The organism is Flavobacterium swingsii, assembly GCF_900111965.1.
In the GTDB taxonomy this organism is placed as follows: domain Bacteria; phylum Bacteroidota; class Bacteroidia; order Flavobacteriales; family Flavobacteriaceae; genus Flavobacterium; species Flavobacterium swingsii.
Genome location: NZ_FOJT01000002.1, coordinates 359,083 through 381,145 on the forward strand (window position 1 = coordinate 359,083; position 22,063 = coordinate 381,145).

The following is a 22,063-nucleotide window of genomic DNA, read 5'->3' on the forward strand; positions in this document are numbered from 1 at the left end:
TACAATTATTACCATGTCAGTATTAGAAAAAATCAGTTCACAAGAAATTATTGCTTTAGAAGACAAACACGGAGCACACAATTACCATCCGCTTCCAGTTGTTTTGGCTCGTGGAGAAGGCGTATATGTTTGGGATGTTGAAGGAAAAAAATATTATGATTTCTTGTCGGCTTATTCGGCAGTAAATCAAGGTCATTGTCACCCAAAAATTGTGGGAGCTATGATAGAACAAGCTCAAACATTAACATTAACTTCTCGTGCTTTTTATAATGACAAATTAGGACCTTACGAAGAATTTATTACCAATTATTTTGGTTTTGATAAAGTATTACCAATGAATACTGGTGCCGAAGCGGTAGAAACTGCTTTGAAACTATGTAGAAAATGGGCTTACGAGAAAAAAGGAATCGCCGAAAATGAAGCACAAATTATTGTTTGCGACGGAAACTTTCACGGAAGAACAACGACAATTATTTCGTTTTCTAACGATGAGAATGCACGTAAAAACTTTGGTCCTTACACCGCTGGTTTTATTAGCATCGCTTATGATGATTTGACAGCTTTAGAAAATGTATTAAAAGCATCAAAAAATATTGCAGGATTTTTGGTAGAACCTATTCAAGGTGAAGCTGGTGTTTACGTTCCTGCAGAAGGTTATTTGGCAAAAGCCAAAGCACTTTGTGAAGCACATAATGTTTTATTTATTGCTGACGAAGTACAAACAGGAATTGCTCGTACGGGTAAATTATTAGCAGTAAATCACGAAAATGTACAACCAGATATTTTAGTTTTAGGAAAAGCAATTTCGGGTGGAGCTTATCCGGTTTCGGCAGTTTTAGCAAATAATGCTATTATGAATGTGATTAAGCCAGGTCAACATGGTTCTACTTTTGGTGGAAACCCAATTGCGGCGGCGGTTGCTATTGCAGCACTTCAAGTTGTTACTGATGAAAAATTAGCTGATAATGCTGAGAGATTAGGAAAGATTTTCCGTTCGGAATTAGCTAAATTTATCGAAACTTCAACCATTGCAACTTTAGTTCGTGGAAAAGGTTTGTTAAACGCAGTTGTGATAAATGATACCGAAGAAAGTGATACCGCTTGGAATATTTGTATGGCTTTGCGTGATAACGGATTGTTAGCCAAACCAACTCACGGAAATATTATTCGTTTTGCACCACCATTAGTAATGAATGAAGAACAATTGTTAGATTGTGTTTCGATAATTATTAAAACATTGAAACAATTTGAAAAATAAGAAAGTATAGTAAAATAAAAAACCGCTTCGAAATTAGTTGAAGCGGTTTTTTTATGTTTTTAAATGGAATTATTGGCCCATTAATTCTCTCATTTTTTCTTGCATCAATGCTGGATTTTGCATGTTCTCATATCCAAATGTAGCAATCATCCAAATAACAAAAAGTAAGTATATTGCGCTTAAAACAATACCAATAATGGCTAATATTTTACCTGTATTTACATTTTTATAATTAGAATATAATTCAGGATTTGCTGCATATAATGCAATGTCTTTTTTAGCTAAGACGAAAGCTATAATTCCTAAAATTAAACCAACTCCATAACAACAACAGGTAATAATTGATAAAATTCCTAAAATAAGGACAGCAGTTCCATTTGGTAATTTTTGTTTTTCCATAGTTTTTTAAAAGTTTGTTAGTTTGTAAATGTAAGAAATTACCATAATAAAAGCATTAATAATTGCCAATGAAATAATTATTTTGTGGTAATTTCTAGATTTGTCAATAAAGTTTAATCCCAGAATTATAAAAAATAAAATAGTAGTATAAATGGCAGGAAACATATAAAAAGCTTCAACAAATTCTCCTTTTAGGATTAAAACGAATGCTCTTTGCGTACCACAACCGAAACAATCTATACCAAAGAGTGTTTTGTTAACGCAGGGAATCATGAAGTCTTCGATTTTCATTTTTTGACTTTAAATAATTAGCCGTGAATGGTTTCTTTTGTTCCATAATTTGAGATGAGTTCACCTTCAAATTCTAACCATTCTGCCCAACGTTTGTCTACATCAACTTTTTCTGAATATTTTCTGGCAAATCCTAAAAATGTAGTATAATGTCCTGCTTCGCTAATCATGAGTTCTCTATAAAAATCCGCTAGTTTTTTGTCTTTAATATTTTGAGAAAGCACCTTAAAACGCTCGCAACTTCTAGCTTCAATCATTGCCGAAAATAGTAATCTATCTACAAAAGCATCATTACGACTACCGTCTTTTTTTAGAAATTTGAACAATTCGTTTACGTAATGGTCTTTGCGTTCTCGCCCTAAAGTTAGTCCACGTTCTTTAATAATTTCATGAACCATCTGAAAATGATCTATTTCTTCTTTGGCGATTTTAAGCAATTCGGTTACTAATTCTTCATGTTCGGAATTGTAAGTAATTATGGTAATTACATTTGTGGCTGCTTTTTGTTCGCACCAAGCGTGATCAGTAAGAATTTCTTCTATGTTCGATTCTACGATGTTTACCCAGCGTGGGTCGGTTTTTAATTTTAATCCTAACATAACTTAAAAATAAGACTGTAAAATTACATTTTTTAGTTTTGATTTTAACCTCGAATAAAATAATTAATAATCGTATTTTGCATAAAATTTTTTAGATTGAAAAATAAGACACTTTTAATAATAGGTTTGGTTTGGCCAGAACCAAAATCTTCGGCAGCAGGAACACGAATGTTGCAACTGATTGAGTTGTTTCAAAAACAAGGGTTTTCTGTTGTTTTTGCATCGGCAGCACAGGAAAGTGATTTTTCTTATGACTTAAAATCTATTGGAGTTACAACACAAAAGATTGTTCTAAATTCTAACACTTTCGATGATTTTATAAAAGAATTAAATCCTGAAATGGTATTGTTTGACCGATTTGTTATCGAAGAACAGTTTGGCTGGCGCGTTTACGAAAACTGCCCAAATGCATTACGAATTTTAGATACCGAAGATTTACATTGCTTAAGATTAACGCGTCAAAATGCGGTTAAGAAAAACATAGAATTTCAACTTTCGGATTTGTTAACATCTGAAATAGCTAAACGAGAAATCGCTAGTATTTTGCGATGCGATTTGTCATTAATCATATCAGAATTTGAGATGAAAATTTTAATAGAAACATTCAAAATAAATCCTGATTTATTACATTATTTACCTTTGTTTTATGGTTTTACAGCAGAAAATTTGATATTGAGTTTTCATCAAAAGAAAGATTTTGTATTTATAGGGAACTTTCTTCACGAACCCAATTGGGACGCAGTAAAACAACTTAAAGAGAAGATTTGGCCAGAAATAAGGAAAGAATTACCTGATGCAATAATGCATATTTATGGCGCTTATCCGTCGCAAAAAGTATTGCAATTACACAATCCAAAAGAAAATTTCATGATTCATGGCCGTGCTGAAAATGCAAGAGATGTAATTAGAAACGCAAAAATTTTGCTTGCCCCAATACGTTTTGGAGCTGGTCTAAAAGGAAAACTACTCGAAGCCATGCAATTAGGAACTCCAAGTATTACTACGAATATTGGTGCAGAAGGAATAAATGCAAATTATAATTGGAACGGATTTATAGCTGATGATTTTAACGAATTTGCATCTAAAGTAGTGTTGTTATATCAAGAGGAAAGTATTTGGAATCAATCTCAAAAAAACGGATTTAAAATTTTGGAAAATAGATTTAAAGTCGATTTATTTGAAAATATGTTTGCAGATAAAATTAATTTTCTACAATCGAATTTAGAAAGCCATAGAAAGCAAAATTTTATGGGGAATTTGTTACTACATCACACAGCATTAAGCACAAAATATATGTCACGCTGGATTGAAGAAAAAAATAAGTAAGAGTTTTTTTATTGTATAGTGTATTTGTTTCCTAAAATGTGTTAACTTTATGTGCATACATCTTATAAAAAATTAAGATAAATAGGTTTAAATAAGCGGTTTTGATGTTAAAAAAATATTTATATTTTATTTTATTATTTGTAATTAATCAATCTTTGATTGGTCAAGTTGTAGATTATCAAAAAATTATACCAATTCAAAAACCTATTTTTTCTAGCTGGTGGTTTATTTTGAGTGTTGTTGGGATTTTATATTTACTAATAAATATTCTTTTCAGAAAATCTTCCAACTACAATAAAGATTTTGTAAAAAACTATTCGAAAATTGAATCCACAAACGAACAACTTAGTTTATATTTTTTATTTCTAGGAATTATAATTCCAGTAATAGATTTAGTAATCGAATTTACTGGAGTTAGAGAGAGAAATACCTTAGAACTTAATCTTATTACAGGTTTCGTCTTATTACTAATATATTTTCTTAGCAAAAAATATAAAAGTGTGTATAATAATATAGCCATAATTTTCGCTGTAGTTTTTATATTTTACGGAATATCAACTATTTATAAAATAATAGTATACCCAACGAGTATCGCATCTGCAATCGAGTTTGCAATTATGTATTTCTTATCATACAATGTTTTTAGGGTTTTAAAATATTACTGGTTATTCGTTTTTTCAGTTCTAACTATAATTTGTTTATTGTATTTATTAGAATTTATTAATAAAAAAGAAGCAGTTGTTTTTTTATCTTTTTCAGTTTTAATATCGATATTAAATCATATAAGACATATTACAAACCTTAATTCAAAAGACAAGTTTCTTTTTGCTGATAACATTGTAAATAATGGAACTTCGCTTGTTCTAGCAGTAAATAAAAAAGGAGAAGTCATCTATTGCAGCGAAAACATAAATCGTATTTTAGGCTATACCTCAGAAGAAGTTAAAGGATTTAATTTTTGGAAATTAACAGACGATAAAGAATTTACAACAATCGATTATGAAATAAGTCCAAAATTATACACTAGAAAATTAAAATGTAAAAATGGTAATTATAAATATATTCAATGGAAAGATTCAAAATATTCAGAAGAATTATATCTAGGAATTGGTCAAGACGTAACAGAACAAATTGAAGTCGAAAACCAATACAAAAACCTTATAGAATCTGCTTCGGATATTATTTACGAAACAGACAAATATGGCAATTTTACATTTATAAATGAATTTGCCGAAAAATTATTAGATTATAAGATAGAAGAAGGAATAGGAAAACATTTTTCATTATTTGTACATAAAGATTATGTAGATACGGTTACAAAATTTTATATGGATTGCTCACTTACTAATGACGAAATTCCGTATATAGAATTTCCAATAATAAAAAAAGATGGGCAAGAATTATGGGTATCACAAAAGGTTACTCTATCTAGAAATGCAAAGGGAAAAATAATTGGACATCTTGCCATTGCAAGAGATATTTCATTTATAAAAAATTTAGAATTTGAACAAAAAAATAGACAAGAAAAAATAGAGGTTTATAATAAAATCATTAATAATCTAATAGCAAACAGATACACACACGATGATTCGTTTTACGAAATTATTAATAAAATATTAAAATATGCATCTAAAGGTTCAGGAATTAATCGGATAAGTTATTGGAATTATTTGAATGACAAAATTACGTGCGAGAGTCTATATGATTTGAATAAAAATACATTTTCAAACCCAAAAGAAATATTAAAATCAGATTGTCCTCAATTTTTTGAAGGAATTGAAAAACAAAATGTTATTGTTTCTGAAAATGTTTTTAATAATAATTATGTTCAGGAGTTTGTTAGTAATTACAATAATCACAATATAAAATCGATGATCGATGTCGCGGTAATTGCAAACGGAGAAAAAGTTGGAGTATTATGTATGCAAAATACAGGAAAAATCAGAAAATGGGATACTGATGATGTTAGTTTTGCACGTTCTATAGCTGATATAATTTCGTTAGTTGTTGAGTCTAAAAAACGTATTGAAACGGAACAAAAATTGGCTTTGAAATCAGAAATTTTATTATCAATTGCAAAATCGACTGAAAAATTATTGAAGAGTAATAATATTCACTCAATTTTAACAGACATTTTTTCTATAGTAGCAAAATCTACAAAAGTAGACCGAATTTATTATTTTGAAAATAATCCGTTGCAAAAAACAATGAGCCAAAAAAACGAATGGGTAAATACAAATATCGAAGCTCAGATTAATAATCCAGAGTTACAAAACATGCCGCATTCTGAGAATGAACTTTTTATAAATTATCTCTCAAAAAATAAGGTTTATAATGCCGTTATTAAGGATATTAAAGATGAAAAAATAAAAAAGAGATTAGAAAAACAAAACATATTAACAATCTTAATATTCCCGATTTTTGTGAAAAATCAATTTTATGGCTCGATAGGTTTTGATGATTGCACTTACGGGCGTACTTGGTCAGAAGATGAAGTTGGGGTTTTGCAAATTTTAGCAAATAATATCTCTACAACAATCGAGCGGATAGAAAGCGAAATTTTGCTTCAAGAAAGTGAAGATAGATTTAAGTTACTGGCAAATAACATTCCAGGAACAGTCTATTTATCTGAAAATGATGATAATTGGTCTAAAATTTTCGTTAATGATGAAATTCAAAAATTAACAGGATACCACAAAAGTGAATTTCTAAACAAAAACATCTCATTAATAGACCTTCTTCATCCAGATGATAAATCCCTTGCAATTAAGATAAATAAAGAATCAATAATTAAGAAAGAGCCTTTTCATCTAACATATAGGCTTAAAAGAAAAAATGGAGAATATATATGGGTTGAAGAATTTGGAGATGTAATTGTAAAAGAAGGAATTGTAACCTATATAGAAGGAATTCTAATAGATATTACCGAGAAAAAAACTATTGAATCTCAAATTAAAGCTAGAGAATTTGCAGAAGCTTCAAACAGAGCAAAATCCGAATTTTTAGCAAATATGAGTCATGAGATTCGAACTCCGCTAAATGCAATTGTAGGTTTTTCAAACTTATTGCAAGACACAAAACTAGACACAAATCAGTCAGAATATATCGCAACAGTAAACCAATCGGCAAATATTTTGTTAGAAGTTGTAAATGATATTTTAGATTTTTCAAAAATTGAAACAGGAAAATTAGAACTTGATTATCAAATTGTAAACCTGTATGAGCTTGCAAATCAAATAATCGATATTATTCGTTTCGATTCCGAACAAAAAAATATTTCATTAAACTTAACTATAGACAAAGAAGCTCCTGAATATATTTCGATTGATGCTTTGAGAATAAAGCAAATTTTACTCAACCTATTATCTAATGCGGTAAAATTTACAAACAAAGGAAAAGTCGAATTACATATTTTAGTCGAATCAAAAACTGAAACTAACGTAATACTCAAGTTTTCCGTAATAGACAGTGGTATTGGGATTAAGAAAGACAACCACAAAAAAATATTCGAGCCATTTTCGCAAGAAGATAACTCGACAACTCGTAATTTTGGAGGAACAGGTTTAGGACTTACCATTTCAAATAATATTTTAGGATTAATGGGTAGTAAGTTAGAATTGAATAGTGATTTACAAAAAGGAAGCACTTTTTTCTTCGATCTTAATCTCGCCTATTCTAAAGCCAATGAAGTAAACATAAATAATATTGAAGTAGAATACGAAGATGTAAGACAGTTCTATAAAAATGACGTTTTTAATTTAAATAAAAAAGTATTAATCGTAGAAGATAATAAAATTAATATGTTGCTTGCTAGGACATTAGTAAAAAAAATAATGCCCAACACAGTAATTTATGAAGCCGTAAATGGTCAACTAGGAATAGATAAGTATCTGGAAGTCGAACCAGATATTATATTATTAGATATTCAAATGCCAATTTTAAATGGATATGAAACTGCTCAAAAAATAAGAAAAATAGATAAAATAATTCCAATAATTGCACTAACAGCTGGCACAATAAAAGGCGAAAAGGAAAAATGTATAGAAACAGGAATGAACGATTATATTTCGAAACCAATTATAAAAGAAGTTTTTGAAAATATATTACTGAAATGGTTACAATAAAAAGGAAAAAGTATATTTGTATAAATGTTTTAAAATTTAAATTATGAAATGGATAGGAAGACGTCAAAGTGAAAACGTTGAAGATAGAAGAGGAATGTCAACAGGTGGTAAAGCAGTTGTGGGTGGCGGAGCATTAGGAATTATTATTTTGTTACTTAATCTTTTTGGTGGTGAAAATGCACAAATGCTTACACCAATGTTAGAGCAGATGAATCAGCAACAAACCACTACACAATCTGATTCGAGAGAATTGACTCAAGAAGAACAAGAAGTTGGTGGATTTGTAAAAACCGTTTTTGCCGATACCGAAGATATTTGGGCACAAATATTTAGCGAAAATAATATAGAATACCGTCAGCCAAAAATGATATTATTTACCGATGCAGTCGAAACTGCTTGTGGTAGTGCTTCAGCAGCATCAGGACCATTTTATTGTCCAGGAGACGAAAAAGTATATATGGATTTGGCTTTCTTCCAAGAACTTCAAACACGTTTTGGTGCAAAAGGCGGAGATTTTGCCATTGCTTATGTTATTGCTCACGAAGTTGGGCATCATATTCAAACCGTTTTAGGAACATCTAATAAAGTAAGACAATTACAGCAAAGTAGGAGTGAAGTAGAAGCTAATAAATTATCGGTAGCTTTAGAGCTTCAAGCTGATTTTTATGCAGGACTTTGGGCAAAATACAACCAGCAAAATCTTGATATGGACGATCTTGACGAAGCATTAAGCGCGGCACAAGCTGTAGGTGATGATGCTATTCAGAGCAGAACACAAGGACAGGTTGTTCCTGAATCGTTTACACATGGTACATCTGAACAACGCAAATATTGGTTTATGAAAGGTTACACTACTGGCGATATTCGCCAAGGAGATACTTTTGCAGAAATGAATTAGTTAGTAATTATTTTGAAACCTCTGTTAGTAGTAGTTTTTTTCTTTTTATATATTCATAAATGTATAAAATCAAAGGAAATAATACAAATACAAGCCAAATAGCAGTGTGTCTTGGTAAAATTTGGTACTTATAGTTCAAATAAAATATTGTAGAAGTAAATAAAATACAAAATATAGAATTTAAAATACTGATTTGTTCTTCAGAATATCTTTTTATATGTTGATTTTTTAATTCTTTAAGCTCTCTATAATATCTGGCATTAAAAAAACTTTGTTTTCCTGGTAAAAATCCAATTAACATAAACATATTTTGAATAATATATACACTTGAAATTCCAAGTAGAAAATATTGAATTCCAATCCAAATTCCATTTATTATATTGCTCGTATTTTCAATATCATCATTTTGATAAACTCTATAAATGTTGTCTAATGCAAATAAAACAAGTATTATTGAACTCCAAGTACTTAATATTAATCTGTTAGTTCTTGTTAATTCAATATGTGTAAATGCATGAATTATTGAAAATATAGCAAACAGTAAACCAATAATCATAATTGCAATCATGAATTTATTTTCAGTATTTAAAAATCCATAATCTATAACCCAATATATAATTGCTACTGATTTCATAAGCGTAATTCCTTCGGTTAGTTTTGGAATTATTTTATCTTCATTCATTGCAATTGTTATAATTATGAAAATTAGTATGAAAGTATATGGCCACATTTCTATGTGATTTTCGAAGTCGTATATTCTTTCTCTTTTTCCCGGCAGGAATGCCAAAAAACTAAAAACAAATGAGCCAAGAGCAGAATATAAAACGGTAGACCATTTCTCAGTTATACGTTTGCTTTCATATATTACTCCTGCAATTAATGCTACGACACTAATTGGTATTAATCTTCCTTCTGAATTGTTTATTCTGTAACCTATATAAGTTAAAAAGATTAGAATAAATCCTCCAATAACTATCATATAGTTTTCTAACTTAAATCCTTTTTTGGCTTTGGGCATTTTTATTGTTTATTTTTTTATCAATTTTTAGTGTTGTATGAAAATTATTACCAACTATCTCATTGTCAAACTAAACCAACGATTTATGAATTCTTCGCTTGTGTTTCGTTTGTTTTAAATTTTCGTTTCCAGAAATAACACTAATATTTCCGTCTATTTCAAACATGGCTAATTTTACTTCATTATAATGTTCAACACCATGTTCGCGAATGGCTTCTTCGAGTTCGTCGGAAGTAATTCCCAATCGAGCAAGCGTTTCGAATTCGGTTTTTCCGTTGTGAATTAAAATTTCGGGTTTGTCTTGTACTAAATCTTTAATAAAGGAAGATTTTAGCATTACTTTTTTAAAAATAAAATTGATGCAAAACAATGCAAAAGCAGCTATGATTCCGCCCACAAGTGATGTGTTAGCACCAACCATAGCGTTTTGTACGGCGTTGCTTATGAGTAAAATAAGAATGACATCGGCAGTGTTGAGTTGGGATAATTCTTTTTTGCCAAATATTCTCAAAGCGATTAGCATAAAAAAATATACAGAAACACTTCGTATGATTATTTCAAGATATTCATTCATTTAAAAAAAAAATTAATGTTTCGTTTTAAAATTTTTCTCAATCGCTAAAATCATTTCACCAGCAATATCTTTGTGCGTTGCACCTTCAATTCCTTCTAGTCCGGGCGATGAATTTACTTCTAATAATAATGGTCCTTTCGATGAACGAATAATATCTACACCGGCCACTTTAAGATCCATGGCTTTTGCAGCTTTTATTGCAATTTTCTTTTCTTCTGCGGTTGGTTTTATTACCGATGCCGTTCCGCCCAAATGAATATTGGCACGAAATTCTCCGGCCAAAGCCTCACGCTGTATTGTAGCTACAACTTTACCATCTACAACAAATAATCGCAAATCTTTACCGTTGGCTTCTTTGATGAATTCTTGTACTAATATATTAACATTCAAACTCTTGAAAGCATTTATAACCGATTCGGCCGCTTTTTTTGTTTCTGCTAAAACGACACCTTTTCCTTGCGTTCCTTCTAATAATTTTACGATAAGTGGCGAACCACCAACCATTTTTATCAAATCGTCAGTATCTAAAGGGGAATTTGCAAAGCCTGTAGTTGGAATATCAATTCCGTGATTTAACAGCAATTGCAACGAATATAATTTGTCGCGAGATTGTGTTATTGCCGCCGATGAGTTTAAACAAAAAACTTTCAAAGCTTCAAATTGTCTGGTTAGCGCGCAACCATAAAAAGTAATACTTGGACGAATTCTAGGAATTACAGCATCAAAATTGTCTAATACTTTTCCACCACGATAATGAATTTCGGGATTGGTAGCGTCGAGTTTCATATAACATTCTTTAATATTCAAAAAATGCATTTCGTGTCCTCGCATGGCACCAGCTTCCATAATACGTTTGTTGCTATATAACTCAGGATTACTGGCAAGAAGCCCAATTTTTAGTCCTTTTTTTACTTCATCAGAATTTTGATAAAATGTTTTTATCGATTCTAAAGTGGGTTGTCCTAATAAATATTTTTGTTCAGGATCAACTAAAACTCTTCCACTCATGGCTTCACGACCCAAAAGCATACGGAAACCCATCGAATCTCGATTGGTCAATGTCATTTCTATTTTCCAAGTTGCCTCTCCAATTTTTAGTTCTGTTTGTATCACAAAGCGTTGTTCGCGATAACCGCTAGAGCTTTTTACAACACGTTTATCTATTAGTTTTGCTTCGCAATGTTTAACAGTTTTGGTGTTGTTTTGAATTGGATTGATATCAAATTTGACCCAATTCTCGTTGTCACGAATAAAAGGCGCAATATTTACTGCGTGCAATGCCGATGTTTTTGCACCTGAATCTACACGGGCTTTGATAACTGGAATATTTAAATCTGGAAATGAACACCATTCTTCGCTTCCTAGAATTAGTTTTTGTGCTAACATATTATGGGATATTTTAATAAATCAAAAGTAGATATTTGAATTAATAAAAGTGTAGTTTTTTAAAATAAAAAAACCATCTAATCCTAAGAAAAGATGGTCTGAATGTATTGTGAAAAAAATTAACTTGTTGGTTCTTCAGTTTTTTTCTGAATCGTAACTTTTAGTTCAGTTTCTCCTTCTATAAAGTCCATAAAAATCTCGTCGCCAGAAGCAATTTTTGAGGTGATAATTTCCTCAGCAAGAACATCTTCTACATATTTCTGAATGGCTCTTTTTAGTGGTCTAGCACCAAATTGTCTATCGAATCCTTTTTCGGCAACATAAGCTTTTGCTTTGTCTGACAAAGAAAGTGAGTACCCCAATTCTTTAACTCGAGCGTATAATTTGTTTAATTCAATTTCGATAATCGAATTAATATCTTCTTTTTCTAAAGCATTAAATACAATTACATCGTCAATTCTGTTAAGAAATTCTGGTGCAAATGTTTTCTTCAAGGCATTTTCGATAATACTTTTCGAGTTATCATCTGCTTGCGAAACTTTGGCAGCAGTTCCAAAACCAACTCCTTGACCAAAATCTTTTAATTGACGCGCTCCAACATTAGATGTCATGATGATAATTGTATTTTTGAAATCGATTTTTCGACCCAAACTATCGGTCATGTAACCATCGTCAAGAACTTGTAACATCATATTGAAAACATCTGGGTGTGCTTTCTCAATTTCGTCTAATAAAACGACACAATATGGTTTTCTACGAACTTTTTCTGTTAATTGTCCGCCTTCTTCATAACCAACATATCCTGGAGGCGCTCCAACTAGACGAGAAATAGCGAATTTTTCCATATATTCACTCATGTCGATACGAACTAACGCATCTTCAGAATCGAATAATTCTTTGGCTAAAACTTTTGCCAATTGTGTCTTTCCAACACCAGTTTGTCCAAGGAAAATAAAGGAACCAATTGGTCGGTTTGGATCTTTCAATCCTGCACGATTTCTTTGTATAGAACGAGCAATTTTTAGTACCGCTTCGTTTTGTCCAATTACTTTATTTTGAATAAGTTCTGGTAAGTGAGCTAATTTATTACTTTCGGTTTGAGCAATACGATTTACAGGAATTCCTGTCATCATCGAAACCACATCGGCAACATTATCTTCCGATACTACAATTTTATTGTTTTTAGCATCATCATCCCATTCTTCTTGCGCAATGGCTAAGTCTTTTTCTAATTTTTTCTCATCATCACGAAGCTTGGCTGCTTCCTCATATTTTTGTCTTTTTACAACCGAATTTTTAAGTTCACGAACCTCTTCTAATTGACGTTCTAATTCAAGAATTTTTTTAGGAACATCAATGTTTGTAATGTGCACACGAGAACCAGCTTCATCAAGAGCATCAATCGCTTTGTCTGGTAAGAATCGTTCAGACATGTATCTATCAGTCAATTTTACACAAGCTTCAATGGCTTCGTCGGTGTACGTTACATTGTGATGGTCTTCGTATTTGTCTTTAATATTATGTAAGATGGTAATAGTTTCTTCAACAGAAGTTGGTTCGACAATTACTTTCTGAAAACGTCTTTCTAAAGCGCCGTCTTTTTCTATATATTGACGGTATTCGTCGAGTGTTGTGGCACCAATACATTGTATTTCTCCTCGGGCTAAAGCTGGTTTAAACATGTTAGAAGCATCTAGCGAACCTGTTGCTCCGCCAGCGCCAACTATGGTATGAATTTCATCGATAAAAAGGATAATGTCATCGTTTTTCTCTAATTCATTCATCACAGCTTTCATACGTTCTTCAAACTGTCCTCGGTATTTTGTACCAGCCACAAGACTAGCTAGATCTAGAGTAACTACACGTTTTCCGAATAAAATTCTAGACACTTTTTTTTGTATAATTCTTAATGCCAAACCTTCTGCAATAGCCGATTTACCAACACCAGGCTCACCTATAAGTAATGGGTTGTTCTTTTTTCTTCGACTTAAAATTTGAGAAACACGTTCTATTTCTTTTTCACGTCCTACTACAGGATCAAGTTTGCCTTCTTCGGCCATTTCGGTTAAATCTCTACCAAAATTATCTAATACAGGAGTTTTAGACTTCTTATTCGATTTGTTGGCAGGATTGTTAAAACTATCTCCTTTTAGACTGTCATCTTGTCCTGAATCATCTCCATAAGAAGATTCATTTTTCGGTAAGTTGTCTTGAAAATCTTCTTCGTTATTTGTTGGTGTCATATTCAAATATTGTTCTTTGGCTGTATCGTAGTCAATTTGTAATTTATTAAGTAATTTTGTCGTTGGGTCATTCTCGTTACGCAAAATACATAACAATAAATGTGCAGTACTTATCGAAGTAGCCTGAAAAACTTTAGCTTCTAAGAAAGTAGTTTTCAAAGCTCTTTCGGCCTGTCTTGTAAGATGCAAGTTTTTCTTATCGTTACTCACAATTACGTTTGGATTGGCAGGACTTAGTATTTCGACTTTTCTACGCAAATGATCTAAATCGATAGAAAGATTATTTAATATAGAAATCGCTGTACCATTTCCGTCACGTAAAATACCTAACATTAAATGCTCGGTACCAATAAAATCGTGACCCAAACGCAAGGCTTCTTCCTTACTATAAGTAATTACATCTTTGACTCTTGGTGAAAAATTATCATCCATAATTATATCTTGTTAATGTAAATTTAGTGATTTATCAATAGAAATGCAAAAATCGTTCCGCATCAAATGTACTGACAGCTAATTGACAAAAAAATATTCAAAAACAAGTGTTAAAATATAGATTATTTATTAACCAAAACAACCTTTGATATTGTTAATAAAAAGAAGAAAAATCTATTTATTAGTATGTAAAAAATAATCGAGAAAGCTTATATTAGCAAGATTTTTAAAATTACATAATTAAACATAAATATAGTATGTCGACAGGAGAAAAGTTAATACCAATTAACATTGAAGACGAAATGAAAACAGCTTACATCGATTATTCGATGTCGGTTATTGTATCGCGTGCCTTACCAGATGTGAGAGATGGTCTAAAACCAGTTCACAGAAGGGTTTTATATGGTATGTATGATTTAGGAATAACTTCAAAATCTGCCCACAAGAAATCTGCCAGAATTGTCGGAGAAGTACTGGGTAAATATCACCCACACGGAGATACATCAGTATATGATGCGATGGTTCGTATGGCTCAAGAATGGTCTTTACGTTATTTATTAGTAGATGGTCAAGGTAACTTTGGTTCTGTCGATGGAGATAGCCCAGCAGCCATGCGTTATACAGAAGCCAGAATGCGTAAAATTTCGGAAGAAATTATGGCCGATATAGAAAAAGAAACTGTCGATTTTCAGTTAAACTTTGACGATACTTTATATGAACCAAAAGTAATGCCTACTAAAGTTCCCACTTTATTAATAAACGGAGCTACTGGAATTGCGGTTGGTATGGCAACAAATATGCCACCTCACAATTTAACCGAAGTTATAAATGGAACTTTAGCTTATCTTGAAAATAACGATATTGAGATTGATGAGTTAATGCACCATATTAAAGCACCAGATTTTCCTACTGGTGGTATAATATACGGATACGAAGGTGTTCGTGAAGCTTTTAAAACGGGTCGTGGACGTATCGTTATGCGTGCAAAAGTTGGTTTTGAAGAAGTGGATGGTCGCGAATGTATTATCGTGAGCGAGATCCCTTACCAAGTCAATAAAGCCGATATGATTAAGCGTACGGCCGATTTGGTTAATGATAAAAAAATCGAAGGAATATCGAATATTCGTGACGAATCGGACAGAAACGGAATGCGTATCGTATATATCTTGAAGCGAGATGCAACACCAAACGTTGTATTAAATACACTTTATAAATATACCCAATTACAATCTTCATTTAGTGTAAATAATATTGCACTGGTAAAAGGTCGTCCGCAAATGTTGAATCTAAAAGATTTGATTCATTATTTTGTAGAACACCGTCACGATGTTGTAGTTCGTAGAACACAATTCGATTTAAGAAAAGCAGAAGAAAGAGCACACATATTAGAAGGTTTAATCATTGCTTCGGATAATATTGATGAAGTAATTGCTTTAATTCGTGCTTCTAAAAATACCGATGAAGCCAAAGAAAAATTAATCGAAAGATTTAAATTATCTGATATTCAAGCACGTGCTATCGTAGAAATGCGTTTGCGTCAGCTTACAGGTCTGGAGCAAGACAAATTAAGAGCAGAATACGAAGAATTAATGAAATTAATTGAGCATTTGAAAGCTTTACTTGCAGATGTAAACTTAAGAACAGCATTAATTAAAGAAGAATTAGAGGATATGCGTGAGAAATATGGCGATGCTCGTCGTTCTCAAATCGAATATTCTGGAGGAGATGTTAGTATTGAAGATTTAATTGCCGATGAAAATGTTGTAATTACAATTTCTCACGCAGGATACATTAAACGTACAAACCTTAACGAATACAAAACGCAAAATAGAGGAGGAGTTGGTCAAAAATCAGCAGGAACTCGTGATGCCGATTTCTTAGAACATATGTATGTGGCGACAAACCACCAGTATATGATGTTCTTTACTCAAAAAGGAAAATGTTATTGGATGCGTGTTTACGAAATTCCAGAAGGAAGTAAAACGGCAAAAGGACGTGCTTTACAAAACTTAATCAATATAGAAAGTGACGATAAAGTAAAAGCTTTTATTTGTACACAAGATCTTAAAGATAAGGATTATACGACGACTCATAATTTGATTATGGTGACCAAAAAAGGATTGGTTAAGAAAACATCTTTAGATAAATATTCTAAACCACGTGTAAACGGTGTTGCAGCTATTACGATTAAGGAAGGTGATGAATTATTATCAGCCGAATTAACAGATGGAAATAGTCAAATAATTGTAGCAGTAAAATCGGGTAAATTACTACGTTTTGAAGAGACTAAAACCCGTCCAATGGGAAGAACAGCTTCTGGAGTTCGTGGAATTAGACTAAAAGACGAATCTGATGAAGTTATCGGAATGGTTTCTGTAAATGATATGAATAGCGAAATTCTAGTTGTTGCCGAAAACGGATACGGAAAACGTTCTAGTCTTGATGAATACAGAATTACAAACCGTGGTGGAAAAGGTGTAAAAACTTTGAATATTACAGAAAAAACTGGACAACTTATTTCTATCAATTCTGTTACCGATGCTGATGATTTAATGATTATAAACAAATCAGGATTAACGATCAGAATGGCTGTAGAAGATTTACGAGTAATGGGTCGTGCAACACAAGGAGTGAAATTAATTAACTTAAAAGGAAAAGATTCAATCGCTGCAGTTACAAAAGTAATGAAAGATGATGTAGAAGAAGTTCTTGTTGACGAAGAAGGAAATGTTATCGAATCGGTAATCGAAAGAGTAAAACCAGTATTAGAAGTTCTTGAAGATGACGGAACGGCTGACGATGACGACGATGACGATTCAGAAGAAGATGATTCGGAAGAAGAAGACGAAGACGATTCTGACGACGAAGCATAAATAATTATATAAATAGGATTTTTAATGTTTGGCACAGATATTGAAAATCCTATTTTAAATTTTAATAAATAAAAATTAATACGCATATAAAAATGAATACAAAATCTAAAATAATTACAGGATTATTATTTTTCTCACTAGCAACATTTGCTCAAAAAGATGAGATTAAAACACTAAAAAAAATCTACACAAAAGAAATCATTACTGAAGCAGATTTAGTAGATTACAAAAAAAATGCTATAAAATATGGTGATGTAGCTATCGAAGAAGAAGATAAAATTTATTCAGAATTTTACAAATGTATGTTGCCAATTTTGCAAATAAATGCTTTGGGAGCAAATGCAACCGCAATGCAAAAAGCTGATTTTATAAATTTGGAAACTATTGCCAACTTATCTTCAGGACTAAATGCAACTTTAGATTTTGAGAAAAAAGCAGGTAAAGAGGTTTACACTAAAAATATAAACGAAAATAAAGTAAAATATAAACCATTATTATGGGAATATGTTGTTGCATTAGATGGTCAAAAAAAGTATAAAGAAGTTTCTCAAGCAGCGTATTTAATATATCAATTAGACAAAAAGGATTTAGAGAGACTTTATATTGCTGCTGAGTATGCTTTCAGAGCTCAGGAATATAATAAAGCCATTGAATATTATAATGAGTTAAATGCACTAAAATATACAGGTGAAGCAACAACTTATTTAGCAAAAAGTAAGGTAAATGACGAGTATAACTCTTTTACTACAATTGCCGAAAGAGATCTTGCAGTAAAAATAGGAACACATACCGATCCTAAAATTGAAAAAACACCATCTAGAAAAGGAGATATTTACAAGAATATTGTTGAATCATATATTGGAAAAAATGATATTCCAAACGCAAAAAAAGCTATTGTTGATGCAAGACTTGTCAATCCTGACGATACAAACCTAATAATGGTAGAAGCCAATTTGTATTTAAAAACAGAGGATTATGATACTTATAAAAAATTAATTACAGAAGTCTTAGCTAAAAATCCAAATGATGCTGATTTGTTTTTTAATTTAGGTGTTATTTCTGCAAAATCTAAAGACGGACAGGCTGAAGCTGAAAAAAATTATTTGAGAGTAATACAAATCGATCCAAAATATAAAAATGCCTACATCAATCTTGCTGTTCTAAAATTAGAAGGAGCAACTAAAATTGTAGAACAAATGAATAAACTTGGTACTTCTCCAGCGGAAAATAAAAAATATGATGCATTAAAAGTTAAACAAAGAGAAATATATAAATCAGCATTACCTTATTTAGAAAAAGCAGAAGAACTTTTTACAGGTGATACAGAAATAAAAACGACATTACTTAATATTTATTATGCGCTCGATATGACCGAAAAAGCGAAAGCATTAAAGGCAAAAAAATAACTTAAAAAGGCTCTATATTTAGAGCCTTTTTTTATGGATAATGTTTAATATTAAAATAATATCTACAAAAAAAATTACTTCACAGCAATCATCGATATTTCGATGTTTACATTTTTTGGTAAACAAGAAACTTGAACTGTTTCTCTTGCAGGAGCAGTTTCTTCGGTAAAATACTTTCCATAAACGGCATTTATTCTTGCAAAATCACCCATATTCATGATAAAAATGGTTGTTTTTATTACGTTATCAAAAGTCATATTAGCTGCGTCAAGAACTGCTTTTAGGTTTTGCATAACTTGCTCGGTTTCTACTTCAATAGTATCTAAAACTAAATCTCCTGTAGTAGGATTTATAGCTACTTGTCCAGAAGTGTATAAAGTATTCCCACTCAAAATTGCTTGGTTGTATGGGCCAATAGGAGCAGGCGCTTTGTCTGTAAAAATTATTTTTTTCATTTAATTATTTTTTTTATTTAAAATTAAAGTCTTTTGTCTGGTGTATTACGTTTGTCCCACTTAATATCGCTTAAAGCAGAAGAGCTAATTCCTATAAAAAAGTACCACGAAGCTTGGTTACCAAAAGGCATCCAATTAAAATCCATTCGCCAGCTTAACAAATCTCGTTCGAAACGCAATTGGGTATAAGTAACACCATTTTGTACAAAATCGTAACCAGACGAAACTCCAGCCTTCCATTTAGGTGTAATATCTATATTTCCAGAAAACATAAGCGAACTACTGGAAATTTTTTTCTCTCGATTGTTGTTGTCATAAGTTAGCGAGTAGGCTAGTTTTAAATCCCAAGGTATTTGAGCATTAAAAAAACCTGCAAACTTGTCTTCCTCGTCATCTTTTCCAAACTGACTTTCATTACGGTTACTAAAATCGGTAGTTTTTCCGAATAAATCATCTTCCCGACCACCATTTTGTAATCCTTTATTGTTGAATGAATCGTCTTTTTTCTCTTCCTTATTACCTTTACTAGACAAGGAATAATTCAGGGTCATATTAGCGCTTGTTAGTCTAAAAAGGCTTCCATTATTGTCTATATTAAAGATGTTTAGTGCTTTCCCATTAGCATCTATCGCATAAGGATTTAAAGTGGCTCCAAAATTCACATTCATTTTTTCTTTAAACAAATTTGTTCCGCCACTAACTCGAACTGGTTGCCAAGCTTGTGCTCCTTCTTCTGCACTCATATTATAACCTGTAGAAAATTGAAGGTTGTTAAGTAACATTATCTTCTTTGGCTCTACTTTTGTAGAATCTCGATCTCTTACTTTGGCTTCGAAAGTATTGTTTAATCCGAAACTTAAAATATTAGAAAAATTCTTGTCTGGTGCTCCAAAAATTCCTTTTTCAAAACGAGTATAATCTGCCATTTTCCCACTTCCATCGGTGGCGTAAGTATCATAATATTTTTCGAAACTTGGTTTATAACTATATCCTACATTTGGTGTCATAACGTGACGAATAGCTTGAATTTTTTTATCTTTACTTACGTTAAAAGTTCCGTAAATTGTAGTTCCCAATCCTGCATTAAAATTATAGGTTCTAAAGGCATCAAAACCATTATTTATAGTTTCATCAACAACATTAGTTACAGCATTGTATTTTTTATCGATTGTTTTCAAATACCATGTTTCGATATAATTTGCTGATGTATTTACATTCAAATATTTTAAAACTTTAAAATTGGTACTTAATGGAATTGTGTGTTGCATTCCGTTTTTTGCATCACGAAACATTTGAGGTTTAAAAAATAAAGAATCGACTGTTTGTATTTCGTTTCTTGCCGATAAATTATAAGTAAGGTTAATATTTTTTACAAAACCTTTTTTATTCTCTTCTTTTTTAGCAAAAGGATACATTCTGTCTAAACTTGCTGTTAACGTTGGCAAAGTCATGTTTATTTGTCCTGTATTTGTGTTCTGACTATGGTTTGCAGTAATGGCAATATTTGCTTGTGGAACGGTATTGAATGTTTTCGAATAATTTATGGAAGAACTTAACGTATTGTTTAACGAAGCTGAATTATTTATTTGATTAAATGAACTTTTGAAATATTTCTGACTTCCTAAATTTACCGATGCCGAAAATCTAGAATTTGGTGTTGCTTTAGTATCTGGAGAATGGCTCCATTGCAAATTATAAATATTATTTTTTCCGTAACCAGGTAAACCACGTTCACCAGTAATCTGATTTTCAAACCTGAAGTTAAAATTACCACGGTATTTATAAATCTTTGCATAATTTGTTTCTGCTCTAAAAGCATAACTTCCATTCGTGTAATAATCGCCTAAAAGTGCCAAATCATAATGCTTACTTAAAGCAAAATAATATCCACCGTTTTGCAAAAAATAACCTTGCGCATTCGAATCTCCAAACGTTGGAATGATTATTCCCGAAACATTGGTTTCTTTCGATAAAGGAAAATAAGCAAACGGAATTGCAATAGGAGTTGGAACACCTGCAATTACCATGTTTGTAAATCCAGTTACTACTTTTTTTCCGGGAACTAGTTTGATTTTTCGAGCAAGAAAATAATACTCAGGATCTTCTAGGTTTTTTGAGGTAGTAAAACGAGCATTTTTTATAAAATAAACCGAATCGTTTTCTCTTTTTGTAATTTCTCCTTTTACTCTAAATTCATCTTGGTCGGTTCTAGAATTCCAGATTAAAGCTTTTCTTGTTTTAAAATTAAAACGAATAGAATCTGGTTCGACTACATTTTCTCCTTGTTTGAAATAAGGATATTGAGAATAAGCATTGGCAGAATCCTTTATTCTTCCTGCATAAACTTCGTCTTTTTCGTAATCTATTACAATAGTTCCAGCCTTTAGTTCGATATCATTATAATATACTTCGGCTTTGTCATATAGTGTAATTTGCTTCTTTTTTTGATTTATTTTGGCATATTTTGCAGCTTTATACTTAATTTGAGCATCAAGTAAGGGCTTTTTTTTAACAACACTATCTTTTTTGATAGTATCATTCATTTTAACAATATTTTTTATACCAATATTTAAGCTATCTTTCTGATTTTTAGCTGGTATAGCAAGACTTTTTTTAGACAACTCTTGGGAATAAGAAGTGTTATATCCAAAAGTTAATAAAAAAGCTAAAAAAACGATATGAAATAAGTTTGTACGCAACGCTATAAATACTATTTTTGTAAAAATATGGCTTAATTTTTGAAGTGACAAACTTACAATCTATTTTTAAAAAAATTAAGCA

General features: G+C 31.3%; 15 protein-coding genes. 6 read left to right on the plus strand and 9 right to left on the minus strand.

What is annotated here, in order from left to right:
* Nucleotides 1-13 precede the first annotated feature (13 nt).
* Nucleotides 14-1,258 carry an ornithine--oxo-acid transaminase gene (rocD, locus tag BM053_RS04480; RefSeq protein ID WP_091474470.1) on the plus strand — a complete coding sequence of 415 codons (1,245 nt, stop codon included), beginning with the start codon at nucleotides 14-16 and terminating at the stop codon, nucleotides 1,256-1,258.
* A 69-nt stretch (nucleotides 1,259-1,327) separates the two neighbouring features.
* Here the strand turns inward: rocD and BM053_RS04485 are convergent, their stop codons facing one another.
* The 3 genes from BM053_RS04485 to miaE are packed head-to-tail and all read right to left on the minus strand — an operon-like array spanning nucleotide 1,328 to nucleotide 2,547.
* Complete coding sequence (locus tag BM053_RS04485) at nucleotides 1,328-1,657, minus strand: CCC motif membrane protein (RefSeq protein WP_091474473.1); 330 nt, start codon at nucleotides 1,655-1,657, stop codon at nucleotides 1,328-1,330.
* Between the two features lie 6 nt (nucleotides 1,658-1,663).
* On the minus strand, nucleotides 1,664-1,948 hold the full coding sequence (locus BM053_RS04490) for a DUF2752 domain-containing protein (RefSeq protein WP_091474475.1): 285 nt from the start codon (nucleotides 1,946-1,948) through the stop codon (nucleotides 1,664-1,666).
* A gap of 17 nt (nucleotides 1,949-1,965) precedes the next feature.
* Nucleotides 1,966-2,547 carry a MiaE family protein gene (miaE, locus tag BM053_RS04495; protein WP_091474477.1) on the minus strand — a complete coding sequence of 194 codons (582 nt, stop codon included), beginning with the start codon at nucleotides 2,545-2,547 and terminating at the stop codon, nucleotides 1,966-1,968.
* 96 nt (nucleotides 2,548-2,643) lie between these two features.
* On the opposite strand from miaE, the gene BM053_RS04500 reads away from it, so the two are divergent.
* The 3 genes from BM053_RS04500 to ypfJ all read left to right on the plus strand — a co-directional run bounded on the left by BM053_RS04500 (nucleotide 2,644) and on the right by ypfJ (nucleotide 8,895).
* Entirely contained in the window at nucleotides 2,644-3,873 is a 1,230-nt protein-coding gene (locus tag BM053_RS04500; protein ID WP_091474479.1) for a glycosyltransferase family 4 protein, read from the plus strand.
* A 104-nt stretch (nucleotides 3,874-3,977) separates the two neighbouring features.
* Nucleotides 3,978-7,997: a PAS domain S-box protein gene (locus BM053_RS04505; protein WP_091474481.1), complete on the plus strand. Its 4,020-nt coding sequence runs from the start codon at nucleotides 3,978-3,980 to the stop codon at nucleotides 7,995-7,997.
* Nucleotides 7,998-8,040: 43 nt separating this feature from the next.
* Nucleotides 8,041-8,895: a KPN_02809 family neutral zinc metallopeptidase gene (ypfJ, locus tag BM053_RS04510; protein WP_091474484.1), complete on the plus strand. Its 855-nt coding sequence runs from the start codon at nucleotides 8,041-8,043 to the stop codon at nucleotides 8,893-8,895.
* A gap of 7 nt (nucleotides 8,896-8,902) precedes the next feature.
* Here ypfJ and BM053_RS04515 read toward each other — a convergent pair whose 3' ends face one another.
* From BM053_RS04515 to BM053_RS04530, 4 genes are all read right to left on the minus strand, one after another.
* Nucleotides 8,903-9,913 (minus strand): hypothetical protein, encoded by a 1,011-nt coding sequence (locus BM053_RS04515; protein WP_091474486.1) that lies wholly within the window; start codon nucleotides 9,911-9,913, stop codon nucleotides 8,903-8,905.
* Between the two features lie 70 nt (nucleotides 9,914-9,983).
* Nucleotides 9,984-10,487 (minus strand): DUF421 domain-containing protein, encoded by a 504-nt coding sequence (locus BM053_RS04520; protein ID WP_091474488.1) that lies wholly within the window; start codon nucleotides 10,485-10,487, stop codon nucleotides 9,984-9,986.
* Nucleotides 10,488-10,499: 12 nt separating this feature from the next.
* Entirely contained in the window at nucleotides 10,500-11,873 is a 1,374-nt protein-coding gene (rimK, locus tag BM053_RS04525) for a 30S ribosomal protein S6--L-glutamate ligase (RefSeq protein WP_091474491.1), read from the minus strand.
* A 119-nt stretch (nucleotides 11,874-11,992) separates the two neighbouring features.
* Nucleotides 11,993-14,548 carry an ATP-dependent Clp protease ATP-binding subunit gene (locus BM053_RS04530; protein WP_091474493.1) on the minus strand — a complete coding sequence of 852 codons (2,556 nt, stop codon included), beginning with the start codon at nucleotides 14,546-14,548 and terminating at the stop codon, nucleotides 11,993-11,995.
* 257 nt (nucleotides 14,549-14,805) lie between these two features.
* Between BM053_RS04530 and gyrA the strand changes: the two genes are divergently transcribed.
* Both gyrA and BM053_RS04540 read left to right on the plus strand, forming a co-directional pair.
* Nucleotides 14,806-17,421 (plus strand): DNA gyrase subunit A, encoded by a 2,616-nt coding sequence (gene gyrA / locus BM053_RS04535; protein WP_091474495.1) that lies wholly within the window; start codon nucleotides 14,806-14,808, stop codon nucleotides 17,419-17,421.
* Between the two features lie 92 nt (nucleotides 17,422-17,513).
* Nucleotides 17,514-18,827 (plus strand): tetratricopeptide repeat protein, encoded by a 1,314-nt coding sequence (locus BM053_RS04540; protein ID WP_091474498.1) that lies wholly within the window; start codon nucleotides 17,514-17,516, stop codon nucleotides 18,825-18,827.
* 74 nt (nucleotides 18,828-18,901) lie between these two features.
* On the opposite strand, the gene BM053_RS04545 is transcribed toward BM053_RS04540, so the two are convergent.
* Complete coding sequence (locus tag BM053_RS04545) at nucleotides 18,902-19,282, minus strand: RidA family protein (RefSeq protein ID WP_091474500.1); 381 nt, start codon at nucleotides 19,280-19,282, stop codon at nucleotides 18,902-18,904.
* 23 nt (nucleotides 19,283-19,305) lie between these two features.
* On the minus strand, nucleotides 19,306-22,032 hold the full coding sequence (locus BM053_RS04550; protein WP_091474502.1) for a putative LPS assembly protein LptD: 2,727 nt from the start codon (nucleotides 22,030-22,032) through the stop codon (nucleotides 19,306-19,308).
* Nucleotides 22,033-22,063 lie beyond the last annotated feature (31 nt).

Excerpts from the sequence above, each read along its gene's own strand:
- rocD (WP_091474470.1), top strand. The coding sequence starts at position 14 with ATGTCAGTATTAGAAAAAATCAGTTCACAAGAAATTATTGCTTTAGAA.
- BM053_RS04485 (WP_091474473.1), bottom strand. The coding sequence starts at position 1,657 with ATGGAAAAACAAAAATTACCAAATGGAACTGCTGTCCTTATTTTAGGA.
- BM053_RS04490 (WP_091474475.1), bottom strand. The coding sequence starts at position 1,948 with ATGAAAATCGAAGACTTCATGATTCCCTGCGTTAACAAAACACTCTTT.
- miaE (WP_091474477.1), bottom strand. The coding sequence starts at position 2,547 with ATGTTAGGATTAAAATTAAAAACCGACCCACGCTGGGTAAACATCGTA.
- BM053_RS04505 (WP_091474481.1), top strand. The coding sequence starts at position 3,978 with ATGTTAAAAAAATATTTATATTTTATTTTATTATTTGTAATTAATCAA.
- ypfJ (WP_091474484.1), top strand. The coding sequence starts at position 8,041 with ATGAAATGGATAGGAAGACGTCAAAGTGAAAACGTTGAAGATAGAAGA.
- BM053_RS04515 (WP_091474486.1), bottom strand. The coding sequence starts at position 9,913 with ATGCCCAAAGCCAAAAAAGGATTTAAGTTAGAAAACTATATGATAGTT.
- BM053_RS04520 (WP_091474488.1), bottom strand. The coding sequence starts at position 10,487 with ATGAATGAATATCTTGAAATAATCATACGAAGTGTTTCTGTATATTTT.
- rimK (WP_091474491.1), bottom strand. The coding sequence starts at position 11,873 with ATGTTAGCACAAAAACTAATTCTAGGAAGCGAAGAATGGTGTTCATTT.
- BM053_RS04530 (WP_091474493.1), bottom strand. The coding sequence starts at position 14,548 with ATGGATGATAATTTTTCACCAAGAGTCAAAGATGTAATTACTTATAGT.
- gyrA (WP_091474495.1), top strand. The coding sequence starts at position 14,806 with ATGTCGACAGGAGAAAAGTTAATACCAATTAACATTGAAGACGAAATG.
- BM053_RS04540 (WP_091474498.1), top strand. The coding sequence starts at position 17,514 with ATGAATACAAAATCTAAAATAATTACAGGATTATTATTTTTCTCACTA.
- BM053_RS04545 (WP_091474500.1), bottom strand. The coding sequence starts at position 19,282 with ATGAAAAAAATAATTTTTACAGACAAAGCGCCTGCTCCTATTGGCCCA.